14 protein-coding genes and 1 pseudogene are annotated in these 21,187 nt (G+C 37.2%); all 15 read left to right on the top strand.

What is annotated here, in order from left to right:
* Positions 1-3: 3 nt before the first annotated feature.
* Positions 4-1,293, top strand: a complete 1,290-nt coding sequence (locus tag ABDZ63_RS12905; protein ID WP_343784100.1) for a UDP-glucose dehydrogenase family protein — start codon at positions 4-6, stop codon at positions 1,291-1,293.
* Positions 1,294-1,326: 33 nt separating this feature from the next.
* Complete coding sequence (locus ABDZ63_RS12900) at positions 1,327-2,445, top strand: glycosyltransferase (protein WP_343784098.1); 1,119 nt, start codon at positions 1,327-1,329, stop codon at positions 2,443-2,445.
* Between the two features lie 77 nt (positions 2,446-2,522).
* Entirely contained in the window at positions 2,523-3,644 is a 1,122-nt protein-coding gene (locus ABDZ63_RS12895; protein WP_343784096.1) for a glycosyltransferase, read from the top strand.
* Between the two features lie 19 nt (positions 3,645-3,663).
* Positions 3,664-4,455, top strand: coding sequence for a glycosyltransferase family 2 protein (locus ABDZ63_RS12890; RefSeq protein WP_343784094.1), 792 nt, complete (start codon positions 3,664-3,666; stop codon positions 4,453-4,455).
* A 26-nt stretch (positions 4,456-4,481) separates the two neighbouring features.
* Positions 4,482-5,288, top strand: a complete 807-nt coding sequence (locus tag ABDZ63_RS12885; protein ID WP_343784092.1) for an ABC transporter permease — start codon at positions 4,482-4,484, stop codon at positions 5,286-5,288.
* 13 nt (positions 5,289-5,301) lie between these two features.
* Complete coding sequence (locus tag ABDZ63_RS12880; RefSeq protein WP_343784090.1) at positions 5,302-6,819, top strand: ABC transporter ATP-binding protein; 1,518 nt, start codon at positions 5,302-5,304, stop codon at positions 6,817-6,819.
* Between the two features lie 27 nt (positions 6,820-6,846).
* A complete protein-coding gene (locus tag ABDZ63_RS12875) occupies positions 6,847-9,348 on the top strand; it encodes a glycosyltransferase (RefSeq protein WP_343784088.1) in 2,502 nt (833 codons plus the stop codon).
* A 5-nt stretch (positions 9,349-9,353) separates the two neighbouring features.
* A complete protein-coding gene (locus tag ABDZ63_RS12870) occupies positions 9,354-11,972 on the top strand; it encodes a glycosyltransferase (protein WP_343784086.1) in 2,619 nt (872 codons plus the stop codon).
* Between the two features lie 19 nt (positions 11,973-11,991).
* On the top strand, positions 11,992-13,332 hold the full coding sequence (locus ABDZ63_RS12865) for an ATP-grasp fold amidoligase family protein (protein WP_343784084.1): 1,341 nt from the start codon (positions 11,992-11,994) through the stop codon (positions 13,330-13,332).
* Complete coding sequence (locus tag ABDZ63_RS12860) at positions 13,325-14,956, top strand: acylphosphatase (protein WP_343784082.1); 1,632 nt, start codon at positions 13,325-13,327, stop codon at positions 14,954-14,956. Before ABDZ63_RS12865 ends, ABDZ63_RS12860 begins: the two co-directional genes overlap by 8 nt.
* A 24-nt stretch (positions 14,957-14,980) precedes the next feature.
* Complete coding sequence (locus tag ABDZ63_RS12855; protein WP_343784080.1) at positions 14,981-16,630, top strand: acylphosphatase; 1,650 nt, start codon at positions 14,981-14,983, stop codon at positions 16,628-16,630.
* Between the two features lie 13 nt (positions 16,631-16,643).
* Positions 16,644-18,074 (top strand): acylphosphatase, encoded by a 1,431-nt coding sequence (locus tag ABDZ63_RS12850; protein ID WP_343784078.1) that lies wholly within the window; start codon positions 16,644-16,646, stop codon positions 18,072-18,074.
* 19 nt (positions 18,075-18,093) lie between these two features.
* On the top strand, positions 18,094-19,653 hold the full coding sequence (locus ABDZ63_RS12845) for an ATP-grasp domain-containing protein (RefSeq protein ID WP_343784076.1): 1,560 nt from the start codon (positions 18,094-18,096) through the stop codon (positions 19,651-19,653).
* 63 nt (positions 19,654-19,716) lie between these two features.
* Positions 19,717-20,790 (top strand): ATP-binding protein, encoded by a 1,074-nt coding sequence (locus tag ABDZ63_RS12840; protein ID WP_343784074.1) that lies wholly within the window; start codon positions 19,717-19,719, stop codon positions 20,788-20,790.
* 161 nt (positions 20,791-20,951) lie between these two features.
* Positions 20,952-21,187 (top strand): annotated as a pseudogene (locus tag ABDZ63_RS12835) (hypothetical protein); the annotation flags it as partial.

The following is a 21,187-nucleotide window of genomic DNA, read 5'->3' as shown; positions in this document are numbered from 1 at the left end:
CTTATGAATATTGCAGTAGTTGGGACTGGATATGTAGGACTTGTAACAGGAACATGCTTAAGTGACGTGGGACATCACGTGACATGTATCGACATTGATGAGAAGAAGATCGCTAAGCTTAAGCAAGGTGAATCCCCCATATACGAACCAGGTTTAGAAGAGCTGCTTGAGGCTAATATTAGAAGCGGTAATTTAACATTTACAACGGATTACAAGCAAGGCTTTAAAGATAAAGATGTTGCTTACATTGCAGTTGGCACACCAGAGAATGAAGATGGCTCTGCTAACCTATCATTTGTTGAAACCGTCGCGAAACAAATTGCTGAAACAGCACGACAAGACATCATCGTCGTGACTAAAAGTACTGTACCAGTTGGGACGAACCATCACGTTTTAAGTATTTTAGAAGCGAACAAACAAGAAGGCGTTAACGTAAGTGTTGTATCGAATCCGGAGTTCCTTCGCGAAGGTTCTGCGATTCATGATACATTTTACGGTGACCGGATCGTGATTGGTGCAGACGACAGTCAAGCAGCTGACACAATTGAAGAGATTAATCGTCCATTTAATGTGCCCGTTTATAAAACGGACGTAGCGAGTGCAGAGATGATAAAGTACGCATCGAATGCATTCTTAGCAACGAAGATAAGCTTTATAAACGAAGTGGCTAACATTTGTGAACGTGTTGGTGCGAATGTTGAAGATGTAGCAGCAGGAATGGGAATGGATGAGCGTATTGGCAATAAATTTTTAAACGCCGGAATTGGCTATGGAGGCTCTTGTTTTCCAAAAGATACAAAAGCATTAGTCGATATTGCGAAACAAGCTGGCTATGACTTTAAGATTTTAAACGAAGTTGTTGATGTTAATACACAACAACAGCGTCTATTAGTTGATAAAGTGAAAGATCATTTTGATGGAAAATTAGAAGGTAGGACATTTGGCGTTTTAGGTTTAGCGTTTAAGCCTAATACTGATGATATGCGTGAAGCGGCATCGATCATCGTGACAAAAGAATTACTAGAAGCAGGTGCTCATATAAAAGCATATGATCCAATCGCGATGGATAATGCCAAGCAAGTACTCGATGAACGCGTTAACTATCAAAATAATACAGAAGAGACGATTAAAGACGTTGATGCGATTTTAATCTTAACAGAATGGGATGAGTTTAAAGACTTGTTTAACAACGAAGCGTTCCAAGCCATTGAGAATCCTATTGTGTTTGATGGACGTAACATTTATAAAGAAGATGAAATAAGTGAAGTGACTTATTATTCAGTCGGTCGTTAATCAAACTTTTCCCTTAAAAAAGGATGGACAATTATGAAGCGTAAAAAAATACTCTTTTTCATCTATACGATGGGAAAAGGCGGCGCTGCTAGAACATTATTAAACATCATGAATAACCTTGATCGTAACAAGTTCGAACCCATGCTCGTGACCTTAAACCATGATGGTGAATATGAACAATACGTAAAAGAAGACGTCAAATTTATTAAACTAGAGCAGAAAAGGTTAAGAAACGGGATTAGGCCGTTAGCTAAGTTAATTAAACAAGAACGCATAGACATTATCTTTAGTACGATTCCCAATTACAACATGGTCGCAATCCTAGCTAAGATGTTATCATTTAGTGAGGCTAAAGTTGTTGTAAGAGAAGCAGACCACGTTGGTGGGTCGTTTCTTGGTAACTTAAAATGCTTCATATATGGTCGGTTTTATAATCGAACAGATCAAGTTATTTCATTATCAGAAGGGGTTAAACAAAACCTAGTCACAAAGTATAAAATAAAACCGAACGATATAGAAGTTGTATATAACCCGTTAGATATTGTGAATATGACGAATGAAATTGAATCAGGAACTCTACCCAATCACTTGAAGCCGATCTTTAATAAAGGTGAAAAGGTCGTTGTCACAGCTGGTCGACTCGTTAAACAAAAAGATCACCATACGTTATTAAAAGCATTTGCTAAAACGAACGACCAAGTAAAATCACAGCTTGTTATTTTAGGTGAAGGTCCGCTTGAAGAAGAGTTAGTCAGTTTAGCTGAAAGTTTAGGAATCCAAGATCGCGTTCATTTCATCGGATTTCAAGACAATCCGTATATCTTCTTCAACCAGTCAGATTTATTCGTCTTAACATCAATTCATGAAGGCTTTAGTCATGTCATTGCTGAAGCATTAGCTAGTGGCACACCCGTTGTTTCAACAAATTGTAAGTCAGGCCCTTCAGAAGTATTAGATGAAGGTAGGTATGGTGACTTATGTGAGGTTGGCGATGAGCATGCGATTAGTGATGCGATGACTAATGTATTGACATTAGCGCCAGAACAAATACAAGAGAGAATTGAATTAGGTAAAGAACGCGCAGACTTCTTCAACGCACCAAAAATCGTATCGCGTTATGAAGATGTGATTTTAAATACATTTAATGATTGACTTTGTTAACCGAAAGCGATTCACAATAACAACAACGTACGCATAAAGAGCTTAATGATTAGAAAGGGGGCTGATGCATGCCTTTAAAAGTCGCACACCTAACAACGGTCCATCACCCGTTAGACCCGAGAATTTACTATAAACAATGCCAGTCATTACATGAAGCGGGCTATGATGTCACGTTAATCGCCCCTGAAGCTAATCAACATATAAAAGAAAATCAGTTAAAAACGATCTCACTGACTAAGCATCATAATAAATTTAAGCGAATGATTTCAGGCTCAGCTGAAACTTACAAACAGGCAAAAGCATTAAATGCAGACTATTACCATTTTCACGACCCAGAGCTACTACCCGTTGCATGGTTACTTAAAAATAAACGAAACACCGTAATCTATGACATTCATGAAGATTACGAAACCGCCATGCTTCAAAAGGAATATTTACCTAAGCCATTGCGGAAAATCGCCTCAAAAACTTTTAAACTAGTAGAGAAGTTCTTCAGTCGTAAAATGGAGAAAGTCATTGCAGAAAAGTATTATAAAGACAAGTATCCAACAGGCCAGGAGATCTTAAATTATCCGATTATTAGTAAGCGTATTTTAAATAAAGAAGATTTAGGAAATACTAAAACTAATAAACTATTATATACAGGTAATGTGACATTAGAGCGTGGGGCTCTTCAGCACGCGGAGTTGCCTGTTATAGATGATCAAGTTGAACTGCATTACATCGGCTATTGTAAAAAGTCATTTGCAGACCAAATAAAAGGTGTAGCAGGTGACAATCAGAATCGGATTCATTTTAAAGGGATTGATGAATACGTCCCGAAAGATGAAATAGAAGAGGCATACCTTTATGACGGATGGCTAGCAGGAGTTGCAATCTTCCCACCAACGGATCATTACTTAAAGAAGGAACTGACGAAATTCTTCGAGTATATGGCAGCAGGTTTGCCAATTATTTGTTCAAACTTTAAGAAGTGGGAACAATTTATAACAGAACATCAATGCGGGATTACCGTTAACCCTGATGATGCAAATGAAATAAAAGAAGCCATTGAAACACTACGTCATGAACCAGAACGTGCAAAACAAATGGCAGAAAACGGACGTCTTGCTGTTTTAAACGGGTTGCATTGGGGAGTAGAAGAGAATAAACTTATTAAGTGGTATGAAGAAATTAAGCCACACAAGTAAAAGTGAAGGTGTATCTTAAATGGAACAACAATATGAATATGTCGATTCATTCATTTCAGTGATCACTCCGGCTTATAATTCAGAACAATTTATCGAAGAAGCAATAAGATCAGTTCAAGCCCAAACAATCGATAATTGGGAAATGATTATTGTCGATGACTGTTCTAAAGACCGGACTGTCAAAATAGTTGAATCGCTAAAGCAACAAGATTCACGAATTAAGTTACACAAGCTTGATGAGAACAAAGGCGCTGGATATGCAAGAAACGTTGCAATGGATCTAGCTAAAGGAAGGTTTATTGCCTTTTTAGATAGTGATGATGCATGGCTACCTGAAAAACTGGAAAAACAATATCAATTTATGAAAAGACGAGGTGTCGGCTTTTCTTATACGAAATATAAATTGATTGATGAAGATGGCCATTTGTCCGGTGCACCTTATGAAGTACCAAGTGACTTAGATTTCAAGGATTTGTTAAAGTTTTGTCATATCGGCTGTTTAACCGTTATGTTAGATCGTGATAAAGTAGGTCATGTTCAAATGGATTTAATAAGGAATAGACAAGATTACTTATTATGGCTAGATATTACAAGAGAAGGCGTTAAAGCTTACGCATTACAAGAAGTATTAAGTAAATACCGGAAAGTATCAAATTCGATCTCCAGTAACAAATTAAAAGTAGCGAAACTAAACTGGAAGATCTACCGCGAACGCTTCGGCATGAATGTTATTAAAAGTGCCTGGTATTTCTTACATTACGTCTATTTCTATATAAGAAAAATGCAGCAACAGCGCAATTACAAGATATAAAGTCATGGGATGTGTGAGGAACGCTTATGAAAAACTATTTTCAAGAAATGCTTAAACGTAAAGACTTGTTAATATACCTCGTCAAATCAGGGTTAAAAGCAGACAATCGAAACAGTTATTTAGGCTACTTTTGGTGGTTGTTAGACCCACTATTAAATGTCGTTGTCTACTACTTCTTGATTGGAATCGTGCTAGGTCGTGGTGGGGAGAATTTTGCCGTATTCCTAGTCATTGGTTTAGTTGCTTGGCGTTGGATGCAAACAACGATTAATTCATCCGCTAAATCAATTATGAAGCATGGTTCGATTATTAACCAAGTTTATTTACCTAAGACCATATTTCCAATATCAATCACGTTTACACAAATGATTAATTTTGCATTTGGATTAATTATTGTCGCAACATTTTTAGCCTTCTTTGGCGTCATGCCGGGTTGGCAATCCATTTATTTACCGTTAATTATCTTAGTCCAATTAGTGTTTCTTTTAAGCCTTGGTATGCTTTTAGCGTACATCACGGTATTTGTACGTGATATTGATCATTTGTTAACCCATTTCACCAGAATACTATTTTACGCATCACCCATTATCTGGGAAGGTGGTCGCTTAAGAGGCGCTGAATTAGAGATTGGTAATAATGTCATCGTGCTTGATTTTCTCGTTGACTATAATCCAATCGCGATCATTGTCGACTCCTACAGAAACGTTTTAATGTATCAAACGGACCCTAACTTTCTCGGGTTAACCATCATATTAATTGCTTCGTTTATTTTATTTAATATCATGGTTAAGTTCTACAGCAAGAATGAACACAAAATTATTAAAGCACTGTAAATGAGGTTGTTCTATGGTAGAAGAACAAGTAACACAAGAAAAACAAGATAATAAAGAAGTCGTTTTAGAAGTGAAAGACTTAGGTGTTTCGTTTCGGGCTGGGACGAAGGATGACTATAAATCGAAAGTCTTTGACATCTTTAATAAGAGTGATGACGACGAACCGAAACAAAAAGAATTCTGGCCGATTCGTGACCTTAATTTAAAAGGATATAAGGGTGAGATTCTTGGGATTATCGGGTCAAATGGCTCTGGTAAAACGACGTTATGTAAGCTCATTTCTGGTATATTAAAGCCTGATGAGGGTAGTGTGTATACGGATGGGGAAGTGTCAGCCCTATTCTCTTTAGGGATGGGCTTTAATAAAGAATTAACCGGAAGAGAAAATGTTTATCTAAACGGGATGATGTTAGGCATCGCTAAAGATACAATTGATGAATATCTCGAGACGATCCATGAATTCTCTGGTTTAGGTGATTTTATCGACCAGCCGATGAAGTATTACTCAAGTGGTATGAAGGCCCGCTTAGGCTTCAGTGTGACATCACACTTACAACCAGAAATCCTAATATTAGATGAAGCTTTAAATACAGGAGACGCCCAGTTCGGTAAAAAAGCAGCCGCTAAAATGAAAGAACTCGTAAAGGATGCGAAGATGGTCATCATCGTAACGCACAGCTTAAGATATGCTAAGCGGAACTGTGACCGATTAGTTTGGTTAGACCAAGGGGTTATTAAAGCAGATGGCGACCCGAAAGAAGTAGCGAAAATGTATCGTGACAGCGTACCAGAACGTCCGAAGCGGAAGCGTGACTTTGAATTAGTCAAAGCAAATGCTAAAGTAAAAGACAATGTGATCGTAAAAGCAGACAATGCGACTGTGCAATACAAGCTCGGTAAACAACCATTTAACGCCTTAAAGGATTTAGACTTCGAGATACGTGAAGGAGAAGTCGTCGGCATTATCGGACATAACGGAGCAGGTAAGAGTACGCTTTGTAAGGTACTGACGAATATTTTAAAACCAGACCAAGGTAGCATCATGCTTAAAGGTGAAACGTCAGCTTTACTTGGATATGGAACAGGGTTCAATACCCAATTATCAGGTCGCGATAACATTTATCTAAACGGAATGCTCCTTAATATCCCTAAAGAAGTCGTTGACAGAGAATTAGAGAACATTATCGATTTCTCAGGGATTCGTAAGTCAATTGATAAGCCGATTAAACACTACTCAAGTGGGATGGCAGCGCGCTTAGGCTTTAGTATTGCCGCTCAGTTAAAGCCAGATATCTTCATTATCGATGAAGCCTTATCAACAGGTGATATGGCCTTTAAGGAAAAGGCGAGTGAGAAGATCCAAGAGATGATGGAAAGCGCCAAAGCCGTCATCATCGTCTCTCACAGTATGACATTTGTAAAGAAAGTCTGTACGAGAGCGATCTGGATGGAGCAAGGGCAAATCGTTTCTGACGGCGATGCGATAGAGATTGTTGAGGAGTATAAAGAATCAGTGAAACAAAAAGGTTAATATAAATCTAAGTTGGAAGTGGTTAACGTGATACGTGCGATCAAACGAGCAATTTCAAAAGTAATCGATTGGGTACTTTACACCTTGCTCAAACCGTCACAAAAAGAAAAACTAAGCAATATACTAACAGACAAACAAAAACAACGCGTTAAATCCGTATTAAAACCAGGGAAAAAACAACAACAAGTTCGTAAAATTGAACGTGCGAAGTTCAAACTTTACGAGCTTGGTTTTTACGACAAAGCAATAGATGAACTAAACGAATTATTTAAACAAGATGATAACCCATTTTTAAAAAAGCTAGCTGGAGTTGAGCTGGCTCTTTGGCATGCCAATAAATATACAGAAGAAGATGATCAACAAGTCCTCTCAATTATAGAAGAGCTTAAGCCATTAACGAAAGATGAAACAGAACGTGAACGAATGGCGATTATAGAAGCCGAATCGTTAAGAGGGATAGGTGAGTATAATCAAGCGAAAGAAATATTAAAGCCCTTTTTAAAGCAAAATAATCCCGATGTCTTCTTAGCTATGGCAAACGCCCATACTGAAGAAGCGGATAAACTTAACTGGGTTAACCGCCTCTATCAGCAACATGATGAAAAGACAGTCCACTTCAGCCAAGCTGACTATGATTTATACGACCGTCTAGATGTTCGTGATGAGCAGTTAGAACGCACTCGGGGGGACAAGAAAGTAACGATCATTGTCCCAGTCTATAATGCAGGCAACATGATCGAAACAGCGGTTGAATCTTTACGTAAACAAACGTGGCGCAATCTTGAGATCATCATAGTCGATGATTGCAGTCAAGATGATACATATGAATTAGCGAAGCGGTATGAATCAATTGATGACAGGATTAAAGTCACTCAAACAGCCGAAAACGGTGGCGCATACACGGCCCGTAACACGGCATTAAATATCGCAACAGGCGACTTTATTACGATCAATGATGCTGATGACTGGTCACACCCGAAGAAGATTGAAACACAAGTGCGTGATTTAATCGACAATCCTAATATCATGGGGAACTTCTCACAGCAAGCGCGCGCGACAGAACAACTCGACTTTTATCGTCGAGGGAAGTTTGGACAGTTTATTTTCCCTAATATGTCGTCGTTTATGTTTCGAAAAGAAGTATTAGGCGAATTAGGTTACTGGGATCAAGTCCGTTTCGGTGGTGATGCCGAATTCGTTAAGAGAGTGAAGCTCACTTACGGTGAGAAGTCAGTTAAATATTTAACGACAGCACCACTATCATTCCAGCGCCAATCAAGCCGTTCACTTACGGGTGATTCTGCATTTGGCTTCCCAGGTTACTTTATGGGAGCGAGGAAGGAATACCGGGATGCTCAAGCTGTATATCATGAACAAAACCCTAACCAATTAAAATATGATTTTCCAATGATAAATAGGCCATTCCCAATACCAGAGCCAATGAAGCCAATGCGAGAGCTGAAACAAAATGGAAGACGACACTTTGATGTTTTGATCGTTTCAGAATTTAGACTGCTCGGTGGGACGAACATGTCTAACATCGAAGAAATTAAAGCACAAAGAGAGCTTGGTTTAAAGACAGGACTCGTCCAATTATCCAGATATGAATTAAACTCGCTTAAAGACATGAACCCGAAAGTAAGAGAGCAGATTGACGGTGAGGAAGTCCAGCTCGTCGTTTACGGTGAGAAGGTGAGCTGTGATGTACTAGTACTAAGACATCCGCCAATATTAGAAGAACCTCAGAAGTATTTACCTGACATTGAAGCTGAAAGTGTACAAGTTATTGTCAACCAAACACCTAAACGTGATTATAGTGAAACAGGTGAAACACTTTACGAAATTCAGACAAGCGTAAAACGATTAAAGGAATATTTCAAAAATGCAGGAACGTGGTCTCCTATTGGTCCTGTTATGCGTGAAGCTTTAGTGAAACACCACCAAGAAGACTTGAATTTAATTCATCTTGCAGAAGAAGATTGGATTAACATTATTAATATAGATGAATGGAAGCGGGACAAACGACCGAACAACGATAAAATTGTCATCGGCCGCCACTCAAGAGACCATGCTGTAAAATGGCCAATCACAGAAGAAGAGTTGTTCAAAGTATACCCGAAGAACGATCCATATGAAGTGAAGATCTTAGGCGGGGCTAAGGCACCTGTTGAATTATTAGGTCAGAAACCTGACAACTGGACGATTTATGAGTTTGGTGAATTACATCCAAAAGAATTCTTAAAAGACATCGATGTGTTCGCTTACTATACACATCCAGACTTAATGGAGGCATTCGGCCGTGTCATATTTGAAGCGATGGCTGTTGGAGTACCCGTTATATTACCGCCAGTGTTTGAACCAGTCTTTAAAGAAGCGGCGATCTATGCTGAAACAGATGACGTATTATCGATTGTAGATGATTTAATGGCTAATGATGAACAATACGAAAAGCAAACCCAAGTCGCCTTTCAATATGTTGAGAAACATTTCGGCTATCAAAAACATGCCGAGCGCTTAAAGGAGTGTTAAAGAAGATGTCTAAACAAGAGACTAACCATGTTAATAAACAACTAGAAGAAGCGAGACGGTTAAATGAACAGTTAACGGTTGACTATTATTCGAAAAAGAAACATTACAACACAGTCAAGCATAACGTGGTTAGTCACTTATTAGCTCAAAAAGCACCTGTTATTAAGCGCAATATCCGACTAGCAAAAAAGTACGCCACAAGAAAACGGAGCCCAAGAGAATTCATTAATCCGAATATTAATGAAAAGAAAGCTAATCAAAAGATACGTAAAGTAAAGTACCAATTATATGAAATGGGCTTTACTGCTAAAGCTTTAGAAGAATTGACATATATGTTTAATAAATCCGATATAAAAGCGGTTCGAATGCAAGCAGGATTTGAGTTAGGGCTGTGGTACGCTAATCAATATGATAAGTCCCAAGCGAAACAAGCGATCCACTACTTAAATCCAATCATTCAAAAGGATAAAAATAACAAGCGAGCTGAACGAGCGAAAGTACTTAAAGCTGAATCACTATTTCTATTAGGTGATCGTGATGAAGCCAATCAATTAATAGATGAAGCTTTAAAGGAAAATGTTCATGCCGATTTACTATTAGCAAAAGCGAGTTTACAGCCAAACTTTAGCCGCCAAATGGTCTATATCAATAAAGCGTTAAAACAAACTGGAATGAAACCATTACTCGGACAAAAGAGTCAAGATCAACAAGACTACAACTCATTAATCGATGTTACACCAGACTTACCTAAGAAATTATATGACCAGCTCGCAACTGTCATCATTCCAGCATACAACTCAGCTGATACGATCTATGTCGCAATCGAATCAATGCTTAAGCAGACGTATGAGAACTTAGAAGTGATTATTGTTGATGACTGTAGCCAGGATGAGACGTATGAAGTAGCTAAACAATACGAGAAGAAAGATTCTAGAGTCCGCGTGCTTCAAACGAAGGAAAACAGCGGACCATATGTCGCAAGAAACGAAGCGTTAAATCTTGCGAAGGGTGACTTTATTACGATCAATGATGCGGATGACTGGTCACACCCTGAGAAGATCGAAACCCAAGTCAGACATTTAATCGATCACCCGAATGCTGTGGCTAATACATCAGAACAAGCAAGGCTAACAGATGACATGACGTTTTATAGAAGAGGTAAGCCAGGCACTTACATCTTTTCGAATATGTCATCACTCATGTTTAAAAAACAAGCATTAGAACAATTAGGCTATTGGGACAGTGTACGCTTCGGGGCAGATGGTGAATTTAAGACAAGGCTAAAGCTTATATTCGGGAAAGAAGCTGTTATTGATTTAAAATCAGGACCACTTTCTTTTCAAAGACAATCATCAGGCTCACTTACAGGTAGTTCTGCCTTCGGGTATCCAGGATTTTTCATGGGCGCTAGGAAAGAATATAAAGAAGCCCAAACGAAATACCATGAAGAACAAGAAGACGACTTATACTATCCATACCCAATGAAACTACGCCCATTTCCGGTACCAGAGCCAATGAAACCGGAGCGTGAGTCTAAACAACAAGAAAGACGTCATTTCGATGTCATCATTGCTTCAGACTTCCGCCTTTTAGGTGGAACGAACATGTCGAACATCGAAGAAATGAAAGCACAAAGACAATTAGGCTTAACAACAGGACTCGTTCAACTGAATCGATTTGATGTCACCTCATCAAAGCAGATGAACCCACAAGTAAGAAAACAAATCGACGGTGAGCACGTATCGATGGTTGTTTATGGAGAGCAAGTGAGCTGTGATTTACTCATTGTAAGGCACCCGCCAATCTTAGAAGAATGGCAAAGGTACGTACCAGAGATTGAGGCTAAACAGCTTAAAGTGATCGTGAATCAAACGCCAAAGCACGAGTATAGTGAAGGCGCTAGAACGCTTTACGACATTAAGAAAACCGCTAATCGTACAAAAGATTATTTCGGTAAGAAAGGGATTTGGTACCCAATTGGCCCAGTCATGCGAGATAGCCTAGAGAAATATCACCAAGAAGACCTTAAATATATTAACTTATCGAAAGAAGATTGGTTAAACATCATCAATTTATCAGAATGGCAACGCCCAAATAGACCAAACCATGATAAAATAAAAATTGGTAGACATTCGCGTGATCATTACGTCAAATGGCCAACTGACAAAGAAGTTCTGTTATCCGTTTATCCAGAGACAGACCCATTTGAAGTACACATCTTAGGTGGTGCGAAATCACCTGTCGAATTATTAGGGTATCAACCAGACAATTGGACGATTTATCAATTTGGAAAGAAAGATCCCAAAGAGTTTTTAAAAGACCTTGATGTGTTTTTATATTATACGCACCCTGATTTAATGGAAGCATTCGGGCGTGTCATGTTTGAAGCAATGTCTGCAGGTATACCGGTCATATTACCGCCAATATATAAGCCCGTTTTCGGTGAAGCAGCTATTTATGTCGAGTGGTATGACGTCAAGAAGACGATTCATCAGCTGATGGACGACCCTGACTGGTATGAAAGGCAAGTTCAAACCGCATTCCAATATGTTGAGAAAACATTCGGCTATTCATTACACCACAAACGAATCGCCGGAGCATTGACAGACTCTGAAGGGATTTAAATCAAGAGGAGGGAAGGCCATGAGTCAAGATCCGATTCAAGACCAACTAGACCTAAAGAAACTAAACCATGAAAACAAACAACTCGAAAAGCAAATTAACCAGATCGAAAAGAGCCGTTGGTACAAGATATCCAAATGGTTAACTTGGCCTTCCAAACTGTTCAACCGCTCTAAAGAGTTAACAGCCTATAAAGAAGCATACATTCAAAGCTTAAACGAAATTGAAACATTAAAACATGAAGTGGCCGGGTTACAAATCGAACACCCAGAAGCTAATCAAACATTAAACTTTAAAGAATTAAAACAAACCGGTCAAACGATTGATTATACCAATAGATTATTACACAACAAACAACAAACAGACCGTAACTATACCGACACGTTAAATAAACTAGCTAGGTCCTATCACAAAGAACAGAACGACTTTAGACAAGCCTTATACCAAACGATTGTCGATCAATTAAATATTGAAGAGATCCCAGAATACATTATTCGTTACGGAAATTTAAATAAAGACGTTAACTTAAGTCAGATGGCGTCATTTACAGGCTTACTTAATTTACAGGCAGCCCGTTCACAACAAGATGAACAAGCAATCGAAAAACAACTTGACGATAAAATGAACGCCTATCAATTAGCCGATCATCTGCAATTAAAAAGACCTTGGGTAAGCCCCATTTACAAAGGGTATGAGACTTTATTAGAACAATACCCAACAGTCATTAAGCCAACAGAAGGAGCCGGGTCTAGAGGCGTCTATTTAGCCATGAGTCCAAATCAAATCTTAAACATTAAAACAGGCGAAGTGTTAAATGATTGGGAGCAATTAAAAGCCTCAATCCGGCAAGACTTATCTAAAGGTGACGTACTGAAAGATGAGTGGTACTTAGAAGAGCTGATCGGAGAAGATCAACATTCATCAACAGATTTTAAATTCTATACATTTTATGGTGAAGTTGCACTCATATTAGAAATAACGAGAGTGCCAGAAGTGAAATACTGTTGGTGGAGTAAAGATGGGAAGAGGGTTAGCTTAGCTAAATATGATGATCGATTATTCGAAGGTAAGGGTGTCACACAGGAGATTATCAATAAAGTTGAAGCGGTCAGTAAACAGATCCCGTTACCGTTTATACGAATTGATTTAATGAAATCAAACGACGACTATATATTTAATGAGTTTACGCCATATCCAGGTAACTATGATGAATTCGACCTGGAAACAGACCTGAAACTAGGTCAGTATTACTTAAAAGCCGAATCACGAATTAAAGCAGATTTACTAAACGGGAAAATCTTCACGACCTTTAACCAATGGAACAACCAACTAGCAACACCCAAGGAGGAGCAAGATGGATAAGATTAATGAAGAATGGCTTCCTCACTTAAAGCCAGATATGATTGAGAATGCACTAGGGTTTCAGTTAGACGCCTATTTAATGGCTTTAGAAGGATGGAGAAGAGGCCTTACTTTAAAATGGCACGTTAAAGACTCAGAGAAGTTTAAAGATATTAGAACTTGGTTTGTCGAAAAGCCAGGACACCTCTTCTCATTAAGTTCAAAAGAGAAGACCCATTACTTCTTTAAAACAAGAGGTGACCTCGTATCTAATGCGGCAGTCGACATAGGTAAAGATAAACAACAAACGAAAGTCCACTTAGAACATAAAGGGGTCAGAACACCTCAAGGTCAAAGAATCGAACAGCTAGATTCAATTGACACAGCAAAGGAAGTAGCGGGGAAAGTTGGCTATCCACTTGTTGTGAAACCATCTGATGGCAGCTATGGACGAGGCGTTATGACGAATATTAATTCAGAAGAAGAGCTTGAGTATGCCGTTCAATATATCCAGAATAAACTTGAAACAAGTGATCTCATTATTGAAGAATATATTCCTGGGCATGAACACCGCTTATATGTTGTTGGTGATGATGTTGTAGGCGCGATGTTACGTGAACCTGCCAATGTCGTTGGTGATGGTGAGAAGACAATCAGACAATTAATCGATACAAAAAATGAACAAAAGAAACAAAACCCTAGACTCGTTAGTTGTTTAATCAAACCAAGCCCAGAGATGCGCCACTTCATCGAGAAGAAAGGCTATTCTCTACAGTCTATTTTACCTAAAGGAGACAAGCTATATTTAACAGATAAAAGTAATATATCAATTGGAGGAGACCCGGTTAGTGTAACAGATGAATTACCACAATCTATAAAAGACACAGCTGTAGCCGCTGTAAAAGCTGTTCCTGGACTAGAACATGGCGCTGTCGACGTAATGATTGATGAAAGTGGAGAGACCCCAAAAGCTGTTGTACTTGAGTTAAACCCAACAGCCCAAATTGGTGGACTTGTATTTCCAATGAAAGGGAAGCCAAATGATATTCCAAAAGCGATTATTGATCATTACTTCCCTGAAACAGATCCAATAACTGACGATCAAAGCCGTCTATACTTCGACCTTGAGACCGTGTTAGAGCCTTTATTAACACGAACAGCTAAAGTAGCGGCGATGACCCCAATTCCTGAAGGGAAATTACTTGCTAAGAAGTATACTGTAACAGGAGATGTCGGAAACCACGGATTCCATCTCGGATTACGCAAGCAATTATTTGAACGTTATTTATTCGGACGAGTAATCATGCTTGAAGATGATAGCATTGAGATTGTTGCTTCTGGAACTGATGAAGAAGCTATAAATGAATTTAAAGATGCCATATATGAAGACCCAGAGCGTTCAGAAATAGAAAATGTTAAAGAAGAATCATATAACGGACCTTTAAATATCGGAGTTGAAATAAGAACAGCTAAACACCTTCAACTAGAGAGAGCACAAGAATTACAACAGTCATTAGAGTTAATTAATCAAGAACTGCACACCTTAGAGAAAAACTATAAAAACTATAAAAGTAGCTTCTCTTGGCGCGTATCATACCCGATTCGGTTATTTGGTGCGATTACGAAATTTGCGAGAAGATCTTAATTTAAAACTAGGGAGTTATGAATAATGAAAGACCAACAAATGATTACATTACCTCATTTAACTAATGATGTCGTGAGGCAAGCGAGGAAAACAAAATTATGCGCTTACTCTGTTGCTTTAGAAGGTTGGCGCCGTGGTCTTAATTTAAAATGGTACACGAAAGACTCTGAGCATTTTAAAGACATGGTCATCTTTGGTGTTAACCCACCTGGACGCTTATTCTCATTAAGCAACGGTGAACACACCCATTACTTCTTCAGAACACGTGGTGATAAAATAACGAACGAAGCCGTTGAAATCGGATCAGATAAAGATGAAACAAAGCGTTATTTACTTAATCAAAGCGTACCTTGTCCAATCGGAAAACTATTTAGTGAAGAACATTCAGATGAAGAAGTGGTAGAGCAATCGAAAACTGAAGTTCAATACCCACTCGTTGTCAAGCCAGTTGATGGTAGTTTAGGTAACGGGGTCATTACCAATATTCAGAATGATGAGGAATTCTTCCACGCTTTAAGATATGTTCGTGGCGAGTTAGAGTATCAGAACATCATCGTCGAACGCTATATAACAGGAGAAGAATACCGTGTTTACGTGATTGAAGATGAAGTCATTGCAGCATATAACAGAGTACCAGCTAACGTCGTTGGAGATGGTGAACATACAATCGAAGAGCTGATCAATCGTAAAAATAGAGAACGCCGTAAAAACGCAAGACTTCACAGTTGCCTAATTGAAGTCGATATAGAAATTACAGAGTTCATTGAGAAAGCTGGCTACAACTACGACAGCATTCCAGAAGAAGGTGAACTCATCTATCTACGCGAAAAAACAAACGTATCATCAGGCGGAGACCCGATTGATGTAACCGACACAATCCCAACAGAGATTAAAGAAGTAGCCGTCAAAGCACTAAAAGCAGTACCAGGTTTATACCATGGTGGCGTTGATATCATTTATGACGAAACAACTGGGATTCCACCAGTTGTAATCGAATTAAACCCAACAGCACAAATCGGAGGCATTCTTTACCCATCAGAAGGTAAAGCGCGAGACATTCCCAAGGCGATTATTGACTACTACTTCCCAGAAACCAAAGGAATTGACACAAGTAAATCAAAGGTCTACTTCGATCTAAATGCGGTACTAGAACCACTAACAGACCGTTCAGCAATTGAAGTCGATGTAAACGATGCACCAGACGGCAAATTATACGCAAAGAGGTATACGTTAAAAGGAAAAGTACGACGCAACTCTTTCCACCAATGGATGAAAGAACAAGCCCAAGCACTCGGCCTCCACGGCTTCGTCCAACGCTCACTGAAAGATGAAGTCGATGTCGTAGTCGCTGGAACAAATAGAGAAAAAGTACGCGAATTTAGAGAACTATTAAACAACCCACCAAAGAAAGTGAAAATCCGTCAGATCGAGTCAGAGCGTTTTGAGGATCCAATTAAAATAGGATTTGAAATAGATGAGCCATATAATCCTAAAAGTTTTAGCTCGTTAGGGTCGGCCATTTATAATATGGAGCGTGAACTTCATAAGAGTCAAAAGCGTAAGGATAAGCTTGAGAAAGAGATTGATAAGATTGTTAATAGTACTTCGTGGAAGACTACTGGAAAATTAAGGGATGCAAGTGTGAGAATGAAAAGTATGATTAAACCTAAATAAAGAGGGGATTTTAATGGGAGAGAACTTTCCAGATTGGTTAACAAAACCGATGATCAGGGGGATAAAATCTTTTAATATTGATTCTTACCTTCTTGCACTAGAAGGTTGGAGAAGAGGATTAAATTTAACTTGGTATTACGATACACCTCATGACACAGACATTAAACTAATAGGGTTTAATCCAATTGGTAAAATCTATTCATTATCTTCCGAAGATAAAAAACATTATTTTTACCGTTCAAGAGGAGATAAGGTACCTAATAAAGCAGTTGATATCGCGAGTAGTAAAGATGAGACGAAGCAACATTTAGCGAGTAATGGGGTAAACGTACCAAGTGGCAAAAACTTTGATTCAAGTTTTACAAGTGAAGAAATAATTAATGAATCACTTAGCATGGGCTATCCATTAGCGATAAAACCCACTTTAGGCAGCCTGGGAAATGGAGTATTTACAGATGTAAATAGTAAAGAGGACTTAGAATATGCTGTTAATTATATTCGAAATGAGCTAGACTATAATGATGTTTTAGTAGAACAACATATAGAAGGCGAGGAATACCGTGTATATGTTGTTGGAGAAGAAGTTGTTGCTTGTACTTTAAAGGAAGCGCCTAATGTGATAGGTAATGGTACTGATTCAATCAACAACTTAATTGAACAAAAAAATGAATTAAGGAAACAAAACCCCCATCTTTCTAGAAAATTAATCAAAATAGATAATCAATTAAAAAAGCAGTTAGATAAAATAAATTATAGCTTAGACTCATTACTTGAATCGAATAAAAAAATATACCTAAATACTGTTGCAAATACTTCTATAGGTGGAGAGTCAAATAACTTAAAAGATGAACAAATTCCAAGTAGTGTGAAACACGAAGCTATTAAAGCAATAAGTGTATTTCCCAAATTAGATCATGCAGGTTTAGATATTATTGTTAGGGAAAATCAAGCGTATGTAATAGAAATAAACACCACAGCTTCTTTTTTGCAACATATCTTCCCATTAAAGGGAGAGCCAATTAATGTTTGCGCAAAGATTATAGATCATTATTATCCTGAAACTAAAGATGTTTCAATAAATAGTAAAGTCTACTTCAATTATAAAAAGGTAAGTGATTTACTAAAAGATCGCCTAGTACAATCTGTTGAAATTACAAATTTAGATTCAAACAATACTTATGTAAAACGTTATATAATAAGTGGAAAAGTTCAAGGTGTAGGATATAGAGAATGGGCCAGAAGAGAAGCTAGTAGATCTAGAATTAATGGATATGTTAAAAACTTAAAAAACGGAAACGTTGTAGTAATTGCTTGGACTTCTAGTAATGAGAAACTTATGGAGTTCGAGCAAAAGTTATGGCAAGGTTCTAAAAAGAGTAGTGTTGAACAAGTTAAAGAGCTTAAATGGGACAAGCAGATAAATGTTGGTTTTGAAATACGCTAAAAATGAAAGGGTGTATTATATGGAAGATAACTATAAATGGTTGCCACAGTTAGAAAATTCAATACCTAAATCAGCTTACGGATACGGCGTAAGTATATATAGTATTGCACTAGAAGGTTGGAGGAGAGGGTTACAACTAAGTTTTTCAAACCTTTACCATAAAGGTTCCCAAAAATACGTGTTGAAATATACACTCAGTGACGGAAACAATTCTGTTAGCTTTAGACATACTAGAAGTAGTAAAGTTTCAACCAAAGCAGTTAACATCTGTGTTGATAAAGACTTAACCAAACAATATTTGAAAAAAGCAGGTGTCCCAACACCAGAAGGAAAAGCTTTTGATAAAGGAACAGATTTTACTGAACTGAATAAAATTGCTCATGAAATCGGGTATCCTGTAACGATAAAACCCGTAGACGGAAAAGGTGGAAAAGGTGTTTTTGGCAACATTAATAGTGACCATGACCTTAACGAATCAATAAAGTATTTAATTGAAGATCTAGGTTCCGAAAATATCATCATTGAGAAATATATTACTGGAGAAGATTATAGAGTTTTTGTTGTAGGAGAAAAAGCAGTTGGGGCTTTTAGAAGATTACCAGCAAATGTAGTAGGTAACGGGACAGATACTATTGAGAAACTCTTAGCTGATAAAAATGCAAAAAGAGTTGAGATTCCAGGGATGTATAAAAAACCTATAACTATTACCAGAGAAGTCCATAAAATGTTACGTTCAAAAGGATATACTATGAAAAGTGTCCCATCTAAAGGTGAGTTCGTTGCCCTTAAGACTAAAAATAATGTTTCTTCAGGTGGCGACCCTATTGAAGCATCTCATGAGTTAACTGAAGAAATGAAAAATATTGCAGTAAATGCAGTGAAAGCTGTTCCAGGGTTAGTACAAGCCGGGGTGGACCTTATTGTAAACCATGATGAAAATTATGGAGTGGTTTTAGAAATGAATTCAAAACCATCAATACGTAACCACCTTTACCCAATGATTGGTGAGGCACCTGATATACCCAAAGAGCTAATTGATTATTATTTCCCTGAAACTATTAATAAAGGATATGTTTCTGATAAACCACTATTTTATTTTGAATATGATCCAGTAAAACAATTAGTACTTGAAAACAACGTTAAAGAATTATTAATTTCTAATCATCCAACGGGAGCTTTTATAGTTAAAAAGATTCATTTACTTGGTAGCTTTAAAGAGGATATAACAATAAACTGGTTAAAAAAGTTATTCAATAGGTATAAATTACATGGGAGTGTCGAGTTTCTCAAAACAACTTCTGTTGAGCTAAAGATCACTGCAAATGAGGAAAATTATAATGAATTTATTATGGAATTAACTAATAAAAAGTCTAAAAATATTATTGTAGAGAGTTTTGAAATAGAAGATTATAATGAACCAATAAGTATAGGTTTTAATTTAAAAGAATCTAAAGCTTTAGTTAAAGAAAATAAAAACCTTAAGAAACAACTGGAAAAGAACAGAAAAGAATTAAATAAGTTAAAGCAACAATATAGCAAAAAGAGAATTCTAAAGTTCTTAAAAATTAATAAGGAATGAGTTCTATATGTCCGTTAAGTTAAACTGAAAAGTGTTGGAATGTAATTGATATGAGGTGAAAAGGTGATTAAGAATTTAAAAAAAACATTTAGTAAAAATAAGTTTTCAATCGATGAAAAAGAAGCATATTTGTTTGTAAAAGATGCGAATAAAAATGATATTTCAATTAAATCTGGTCTTTTAGAACTTGTAGCAATAAAAAAGAACCTGGAAGTTAAAAGGCATACAAAAAATTTACTAACCGTCTATTTAAAAAATGGGAAAGGTATAAGTTTTAATCAAATGAACGGACCTTTTTCAAGCATGGTAGGTAAAAGGTTGTGTGATAGAAAAGATATTGCTAAGGACTTTATTGAAGATAATGCAATTAATGTAACCAAATCAAAAACCTTCTCTAAAAATGAAATAAATAGTGCTGTTAAATTTGCTAAGAGTTTAGGATACCCTGTAGTTGTTAAACCATTAAGTTTATCGAGAGGGAGAGGGATAACTACCAATATAAGCGATGATAAATCCTTAATTGCTTCAATAGAGAAAGCATTCTCTGCATATAGAAAAGACAAAAAAACTAATCAAATCCTAATAGAAGAGTTTGTTAATGGTGAAGATTATCGTTTTTTTGTAATTGATAATAAAGTTATTTCAGTAACACATAGGAAAAGGGCGAATGTCTTAGGAGATGGGAAATCAACTATTCTTGAATTAATTAAACAAAAGAATAAAAAAAGAGCAAAAAACCCATACTTAATGAATTACTTGATACCTGAAGAGGAAGAAAAATTAGAAATTCTTCAAATAAATTCACACACTCTTAATGATATACCGCAAAAAAATGAAGAAGTTACTTTGAGAGGACAATCGAATCTATCAGCAGGTGGAGATAGTATTGATGTTACAGATGCTTGTCACAAGGATTATAAACAAATAGCAATAAATGCTTTAAGCTCAATTCCAGGTATGCGATATGGGGGAGTGGATATTATTGCCAACGATGTTACTTCAAAACCCACAAGAAACAACTATGTAGTAAGTGAAATAGAGTTTTCACCAGCGCCCGTTTCACAATTCCCCCTTTATGGTGAGCAACGTGATATGGCTGGGGAAATTCTTGAATTTTATGTAAACAATTATAAATAGAAAAATAAAGTATCTAATCCTAATTACTATAAATTCAGGGTTAGATACTTTATTATTCATGAATTGCATATTTTTACAAAATATGCAGTTTAATATTGAAATATATTAGAATTTTGTCGATAATATATAAGTGTGAAAATATAAAATAAGGGGGGAGACAGGTGAAACTATTTAAGTCTATGAGTCTAGCGATTATATTTCTCACTATGTTTTACTTTAGTCCACATCTAGTCAAGGCGGAAGAGGTTAAGGATGAAGATCAAGCTCAGGTAACAGAAAAATCAGAAGTAGAGGCTTCGACTGAAGAAGAGGAAGGTAAACAAAAGTCAGAAGAAGATAATGAAGAAGGGTCTCATTTTTCTGAAGAAGCCAAGGAAGATGAAGAACCCGAGGAAGC

The sequence above is a fragment of the Alkalibacillus silvisoli genome (genome assembly GCF_039521975.1).
Classification (GTDB): Bacteria; Bacillota; Bacilli; order Bacillales; family Alkalibacillaceae; genus Alkalibacillus; species Alkalibacillus silvisoli.
Note: the sequence above shows the minus strand (reverse complement) of the source record. Positions and strands in the feature narration are given on the sequence as shown.